Origin of the sequence: Burkholderia arboris (assembly GCF_902499125.1) — a bacterium.
GTDB classification, from domain to species: domain Bacteria; phylum Pseudomonadota; class Gammaproteobacteria; order Burkholderiales; family Burkholderiaceae; genus Burkholderia; species Burkholderia arboris.
Window position 1 is genome coordinate 1 of the sequence record NZ_CABVPX010000066.1, and the last position, 6,419, is coordinate 6,419.

The following is a 6,419-nucleotide window of genomic DNA, read 5'->3' on the forward strand; positions in this document are numbered from 1 at the left end:
GACGCCGCGCCGCGGCTGCGCTGGCCGCTCGCGGCGCTCGTGGTCGCCGCGAGCGCGACGCTCGTGCTGCATCGCGACGGGCTGTGGAGCCGCGAGCTCGCCGCGCTCAGCCCCGTACCGGCGCAGGCGCAGGCGCTTGACGCGCGGCTGCGCGCCGATGTCGGCGCACCCGACGTGCGCTACCTCGTGGTGATTTCCGCATCGACCGAACAGGCCGCGCTCGAAGGCGCCGAAAAAGTGGCCGCGCAATTGCAGCCGCTCATCGACCGGGGCGTGCTCGCCGGCTTCGAAAGCCCCGCCCGCTACCTGCCGAGCGATGCTGCGCAGCGCGCGCGCCAGGCGAGCCTGCCGGATGCGCACGCGCTCGCCGCCCGGATGCGCGACGCCGTCGCGAACCAGCCGATCGCGGTGAAGCCCGACCTGTTCGCGCCGTTCCTCGCCGACGTCGACGCCGCGCGCCATGCGCCGCTGCTGACGCGCGCGGACCTGCGCGGCACGTCGCTGGCGCTCGCCGTCGACGCGCTGCTGACCGAACGCGACGGGCGTTGGAGCGCGATGCTGCCGCTGCGCGCACCGGACGCCGCGCGCGCCACGCTTCCGGCGTCGGGACTCGATGCAACGCCGATTCGCGCGGCCGTCGCCCGTGCGGGCGTGCCCGATGCGTTGTTCGTCGACATGAAGGCCGAAGCCGATCGCCTGTACGTGAGCTACGTGCACGAGGACATCCGGCTGTCGCTCGCGGGTTTTGCCGCGATCGCCATGCTGCTGCTGATCGCGCTGCGCTCGCCTCGTCGCGTCGTGCGCGCACTGGCACCGCTCGTCGCGGCCGTGCTGGTCGTAACGGCCGGCTTCGCGCTGGCCGGCGTGCAACTGACGATCCTGCACCTCGTCGGGATGCTGCTGATCGTCGCGGTCGGCTCGAATTACGCGCTGTTCTTCTGCAAGCGCGACGACGCGCAGCCCGTGACGCCCAACACGCTCGTGTCGCTGCTGATCGCAAACCTCGCGACCGTCGCGGGCTTCGGGCTGCTCGCGCTGTCGCGCGTCCCGCTGCTCGAAACCTTCGGGCTGACCGTCGGCCCCGGCGCAATGCTCGCGCTCGCGTTCGCGGCGATTCTCGCGCCGCGCGCCACGGCAGCCGGCGATCGTCAGCGACGGAGTCCCGCATGACCGCGCCGTCGTCCATTCCATCGCATCAGGCCGGCGAAACACGCCGCTGGAAGCCGACGCCGCTGATCGCGGGGACGGCCGCACTGCACGTGGGTGCCGCCGCCGCCGTCATCGCGCAACCGGCCACGTGGCCGTGGGCCGCCGGTGGCGTGGTCGCGTCGCATCTCGCGCTGACGGCAGCCGGCCTGTGGCCGCGCAGTGCGCTGCTCGGCCCGAACTGGACGCGCCTGCCGGCCGCCGCGGGCCGCCGCATCGCACTGACGATCGACGACGGCCCGGACCCGGACGTCACGCCGCGCGTACTCGACCTGCTCGACGGTTACGACGCGCGCGCGACGTTCTTCTGCATCGGCGATCTCGCGCGCCGCCATCCTCGGTGGATCGAGGCTATCGTCGCGCGCGGCCACGCAGTCGAGAACCACAGCCAGCGGCACCGGCATACGTTCTCGCTGTCGGGGCCCGCCGCGCTGCGGCGCGAGATCGCGGCCGCGCAGCAGACGCTGACCGAGATCGCCGGCACGCGCCCGCTGTTCTTCCGCGCGCCGGCCGGCCTGCGCAATCCGTTTCTCGAACCGGTGCTGTGCGAATTCGGCCTGCAGCTCGCCAGCTGGACGCGGCGCGGCTTCGACACGCGTGCGCGCGATGCGGCGACCGTCACGCGCCGCCTGTTGCACGGCCTCGATGCGCGCGACATCCTGCTGGTACACGACGGCCACGCGGCGCGCGATGCGCGCGGCGAACCGGTCGTGCTCGACGTGCTGCAGGCGGTGCTGCGTGCGGCCGCCGATGCGCAGTTGCACTGGACGACGCTGCGCGCGGCGCTCGCGCCCGAACCGCCCGGCCCGCCGGGCATTCCGGCCCCCCCGTTTGATAAAATCTGACCTCGAACGGCGCGCCTGCCAGCCCTGCTGCGGCGCCCGTTCCGGCCACCGGATGCGACCCTCGTGAAACCTCTCCTGCTCTCGCACTTCACCGCCACCAGTTGCATCGGCCGCGGCCTCGACGCGACCCTCGATGCGCTGCGCGACGCACGCGGCGGGCTCGTGCCGTGCAACTTCGAACGCGCGGCGCTCGATACGTGGATCGGCGCGGTGGACGGCGTCGATGCGCACCCCGTGCGCGCCGACCTCGCCGACTTCGAATGCCGCAACAACCGCCTCGCGCAACTCGGCCTCACGCAGGACGGCTTCGACGCAAGCGTCGCGGCGGCCGTCGCACGCTACGGCGCCGCACGCGTCGGCGTGTTCGTCGGCACCAGCACGGCCGGCATCCTCGCAACCGAACGCGCGTACCAGCAGCGCGATCCGGCGAACGGCGCGCTGCCGGCCGACTTCCACTATGCGCACACGCACAACCCGTATTCGCCGGCTGCGTTCGTCCGTGCGTATTTCGCGCTGCGCGGGCCGGCGACGGCGATCTCGTCTGCGTGTTCGTCGGGCGCGAAAGTGTTCGGTTCCGCGCGCCGCATGATCGAGGCCGGTCTGATCGACGCGGCCGTCGTCGGCGGCGTCGATTCGCTGTGCCTGACGACGCTGTACGGCTTCAATTCGCTCGAACTGTTGTCGCGCCGGCCGTGCCGGCCGTTCGACGTCGCGCGCGACGGCATCTCGATCGGCGAGGCCGCCGCGTTCGCGCTCGTCGAGCGCGTGCCCGATCCGCCCGCGGCACTCGACGGCAACGCGATCCTGCTGCTCGGCCTCGGCGAATCGAGCGACGCGCATCACATGTCGTCGCCGCATCCGGAAGGTCTCGGTGCGCGCGCCGCGATCGAGCAGGCGCTCGCGTCCGCCGGCCTCGGTGCGCACGACATCGACTACGTGAACCTGCACGGCACCGCGACGCCGAGCAACGACGCGGCCGAAAGCCGCGCCGTCGGCGCGCTGTTCGCCGGCACGCCGTGCAGCTCGACGAAGGGCGCGACCGGCCACACGCTCGGCGCGGCCGGCGCGCTCGAAGCAGTCGTCGCCGCGCTCGCGCTGCGCGAGCAGTTCGTGCCGGCCGGCGTCAACACGACGCAGCCCGACCCGGCGCTCGTCGCCGACTACGTGCTCGCGAGCCGCGACACGCGCGTGCGCGCCGTCCTGTCCAATTCGTTCGGCTTCGGCGGCACGAATTGCAGCCTGATACTCGGCCGCGCCGACCACGCACGCCGTTGAGGCCCGTCATGACACTCACCGCCTTCATCGAAAGCATCGGCCTCGTCGGGCCCGGATTGAACGACTGGCCGCACGCGGCCGACGTGCTCGCGGGCCGTATGCCCTATACCCCTGCCCGCACCGAACTGCCGCCGCCGGCCGGACTGCCGTCGGCCGAGCGGCGCCGCACGGGCCCCGTCGTGCGCGTCGCGCTCGCGGTCGGCCACGAGGCCGTGGCCGCGAGTGGCCGCGACGCCACGACGCTCGCGACCGTGTTCAGCGCATCCGGCGGCGACGGCCAGAATTGCCACGCAATCTGCGAAACCCTGGCGGGCGACGATCGCCAACTGTCGCCGACGCGTTTCCACAATTCCGTGCACAACGCGCCGGCCGGGTACTGGAGCATCGCGACCCGCGCGATGGCGACGTCGAACGTGCTGTGCGCGCACGACGGCAGCTTTGCCGCGGGCCTGCTCGAAAGCCTGTGCCAGGTCGTCGTCGATCGCGTGCCGAGCCTGCTGATCGCGTACGACACCGACTATCCGGAACCGCTGCGCACGGTGCGGCCGATCGGTGACGCGTTCGGCGTTGCACTTTTGCTCGCGCCGGAGGCAAGCGAACACGCGCTCGCCCGCCTCGACGTGCAGCTCACCGAAGCGCCCGCCACGACGCTCGCGAATGCCGAACTCGACGCGTTGCGTACCGGCAATCCGGCCGCACGCGTGCTGCCGCTGCTCGACGCCCTCGCCGCGCGGCGTTCGACGCGTGTCGTGCTCGATTACCTGGACGATACGCGCGTGCAGATCGACGTCGCGATGCCCGAATCCTTCGCGGAGCGTGCGTGATGACCGCGACGCCCCCGCTTGCACCACCGCTCGGCCACGCGTGGATCGCCGCGCACATTCCGCACGACGGCGCGATGTGCGTGCTCGATACGGTCGATGCATGGGACGCCGAACGGATTCGCTGCACCGCGACGAGTCACCGCGATCCGCGCAACCCGCTGCGTTCGCACGGCCGGCTCGCGTCGGTCTGCGGCGTCGAATACGCAGCGCAGGCGATGGCCGTGCACGGCGCGCTGCTCGGTGCGCACGAAGCGCGCCCGCGCGTCGGTTATCTCGCGAGCGTGCGCAACGTCGACGCGTTCGTCGACCGGCTCGACACGTTCGAGCAGCCGCTCACCATCGAAGCGGAACGCATGAGCGGCGACGCCCGCTCGGTGCTGTACGGCTTCGCGCTGCGCTGCGGCGATCGCGTGCTGCTGTCCGGCCGCGCCGCGGTGATGCTCGACGCCCCGGTAGCCGCCACGTTTCAACCGGCGCCTGCCGGCAACACGAATCCTCGCTGAAGAGGTCAACCCCAAGGAAACCAGGTCGTGAAAGTTCGTCAGTTCATTGGCACCGCGCTCGTTCTCGCGCTGATCAGCCCGATCGCGCACGCGGACATGTCGGAAGTGAAGCAGGACATCAAGCGCGATTCGAAGGAAGCCGCGCACAAGACCGGCGAGGCGGCCCGCAGCTTCGGCCACGCGACCGCGAGCGCCGCGAAGGCGGTCGGGCACGGTGTCGCGCATGCGTCGCGCGAAGGCTGGGATGCCACCAAGCGCACGACGAAGCGGATCTTCCACAAGAACGACTCGGGCGAGTCGGCCGGCAAGAGCGACAAGAGCGATTGATCACGCATCCCGTGCGCATTGCCGGCGGCATGCGCACGGGGCGTGACCGTTCATCGATCGTGACGCGTCGGGGCTGCCGTCAACGCGCCCCGCGCATGCGGCGTGCCGGCTTTGTCGGCCTGCGCGCGAAGCACTTGCCGTACGCAACGAGCCAGCAATCGCGATGATCGAAGTTCCGCAGCAGCCGCGCGCGGCGCCGCTCGAGCCAGTAGAGCGAGATCGCCATCGTCAGCGCGACGGCCAGTGCCGAACCGCCGATCACGAGTCCCATCCAGGTGTCGCCCATGCGTTCTCCGGAATGCGAGGCCGAAGCGGCGCGCGTGCCGCCGCTCCGGGTCTGGATAGTGCGGAATGCGGCCCGGCACGTGCGCGAACGCCGTGCGGGCCGCCGCGCATCAGTGCATGTGCTGGCCGCCGTTGATCGCGATGTTGGAGCCCGTCACGAAACCGGCCTCCTCCGAGCACAGGTAGGCCACCAGCGCCGCGACTTCCTCAGGCTTGCCGAGCCGGCCCGCCGGAATCTGCGGGAGGATCTTCGAGTCGAGGATGTCCTGCGGGATCGCCGTCACCATCTTCGTCGCGAGGTAGCCCGGCGACACCGTGTTCACCGTCACGCCCTTGCGCGCAATCTCGAGCGCGAGCGATTTCGTGAAGCCGTGCATGCCAGCCTTTGCGGCCGCATAGTTGGTCTGGCCGACCGAACCCTTCGAGCCGTTCACCGACGAGATGTTGACGATACGGCCCCAGCCGCGTTCGACCATGCTTTCGCAGACGGGCTTCGTCATGTTGAACACGGAGTCGAGGTTCGTGCGAATCACCGCATCCCAGTTGACCTTGTCGAGCTTGCGCAGCGTCATGTCGCGCGTGATGCCGGCGTTGTTCACGAGAATGTCGACCGGGCCGACGTCCCGCACGATCTTCTCGATGCATTGCTGGCACGAATCGTGATCGGCCACGTCCACCGGGTACGCATGGAACTCGCGGCCGGCCGCATGCATCTCGGTCAGCCAGCGGTCCGCGCCGGCGTTGTTCGGCGAATACGTGACGACTACCCGGTGGCCCGCGTCGTTCAACCTGATGCTGACCGCTTCGCCAAGACCGCCCATTCCACCTGTCACAACTGCAATTCGCTTAGTCATCCTATAAATTACCGACAAAAAAAGTAATCGATGAATGCGGGGCGGCGGCGTCGCTTCTGCTGCCGCCCCACCGCTTCGATGCGCAACCGCCCGCGTCGCGGGCGCGGCACGCACCGGAACTTCGCGCGTGTTGTTGACTGCTTGTCGTGCGCGAAACCCGTCTGGTTCGCTGCGGCGCCGGCCGGCGCCGCAGCGAACCGAGTCGTCAGACCCGCTTCAGACGCGCTCGACCGCGAGCGCGACCCCCATCCCGCCGCCGATGCACAGCGACGCCAGCCCGCGCTTCGCATCGCGCTTGAC

At 70.6% G+C, this 6,419-nt stretch carries 7 protein-coding genes and 1 pseudogene; 6 read left to right on the plus strand and 2 right to left on the minus strand.

The genetic code is table 11. From position 1 onward, the window contains the following. The 6 genes and pseudogenes from BLA15945_RS37350 to BLA15945_RS37375 form a co-directional block, all read left to right on the plus strand. Nucleotides 1-1,170: pseudogene (locus BLA15945_RS37350) on the plus strand (MMPL family transporter); the annotation flags it as partial. After that, the gene (locus tag BLA15945_RS37355) at nt 1,167-2,051 is read left to right on the plus strand and encodes a polysaccharide deacetylase family protein (protein WP_174994757.1); all 885 of its coding nucleotides are present in this window, start codon (nt 1,167-1,169) and stop codon (nt 2,049-2,051) included. The pseudogene BLA15945_RS37350 and the gene BLA15945_RS37355, both read left to right, overlap by 4 nt. Nucleotides 2,052-2,114: 63 nt before the next feature. Beyond that, nucleotides 2,115-3,326, plus strand: a complete 1,212-nt coding sequence (locus tag BLA15945_RS37360) for a beta-ketoacyl-[acyl-carrier-protein] synthase family protein (RefSeq protein ID WP_059233194.1) — start codon at nt 2,115-2,117, stop codon at nt 3,324-3,326. 8 nt (nt 3,327-3,334) lie between these two features. Further along, nucleotides 3,335-4,150: a beta-ketoacyl synthase chain length factor gene (locus tag BLA15945_RS37365; RefSeq protein WP_059233193.1), complete on the plus strand. Its 816-nt coding sequence runs from the start codon at nt 3,335-3,337 to the stop codon at nt 4,148-4,150. Further along, nucleotides 4,150-4,653, plus strand: a complete 504-nt coding sequence (locus tag BLA15945_RS37370) for a hotdog family protein (protein ID WP_174994758.1) — start codon at nt 4,150-4,152, stop codon at nt 4,651-4,653. Before BLA15945_RS37365 ends, BLA15945_RS37370 begins: the two co-directional genes overlap by 1 nt. Before the next feature lie 27 nt (nt 4,654-4,680). Then, on the plus strand, nt 4,681-4,980 hold the full coding sequence (locus BLA15945_RS37375) for a hypothetical protein (protein WP_059233191.1): 300 nt from the start codon (nt 4,681-4,683) through the stop codon (nt 4,978-4,980). A 79-nt stretch (nt 4,981-5,059) separates the two neighbouring features. On the opposite strand, the gene BLA15945_RS37380 is transcribed toward BLA15945_RS37375, so the two are convergent. Next, nucleotides 5,060-5,266, minus strand: coding sequence for a hypothetical protein (locus BLA15945_RS37380; RefSeq protein ID WP_059233190.1), 207 nt, complete (start codon nt 5,264-5,266; stop codon nt 5,060-5,062). A gap of 109 nt (nt 5,267-5,375) precedes the next feature. After that, complete coding sequence (gene phbB, locus BLA15945_RS37385; protein ID WP_059233189.1) at nt 5,376-6,119, minus strand: acetoacetyl-CoA reductase; 744 nt, start codon at nt 6,117-6,119, stop codon at nt 5,376-5,378. Nucleotides 6,120-6,419: the final 300 nt, after the last annotated feature.

Bases quoted from the DNA above. Each gene is read 5' to 3' on its own strand.
- phbB (WP_059233189.1), bottom strand. From the start codon at position 6,119: ATGACTAAGCGAATTGCAGTTGTGACAGGTGGAATGGGCGGTCTTGGC.
- BLA15945_RS37380 (WP_059233190.1), bottom strand. From the start codon at position 5,266: ATGGGCGACACCTGGATGGGACTCGTGATCGGCGGTTCGGCACTGGCC.
- BLA15945_RS37370 (WP_174994758.1), top strand. From the start codon at position 4,150: ATGACCGCGACGCCCCCGCTTGCACCACCGCTCGGCCACGCGTGGATC.
- BLA15945_RS37365 (WP_059233193.1), top strand. From the start codon at position 3,335: ATGACACTCACCGCCTTCATCGAAAGCATCGGCCTCGTCGGGCCCGGA.
- BLA15945_RS37355 (WP_174994757.1), top strand. From the start codon at position 1,167: ATGACCGCGCCGTCGTCCATTCCATCGCATCAGGCCGGCGAAACACGC.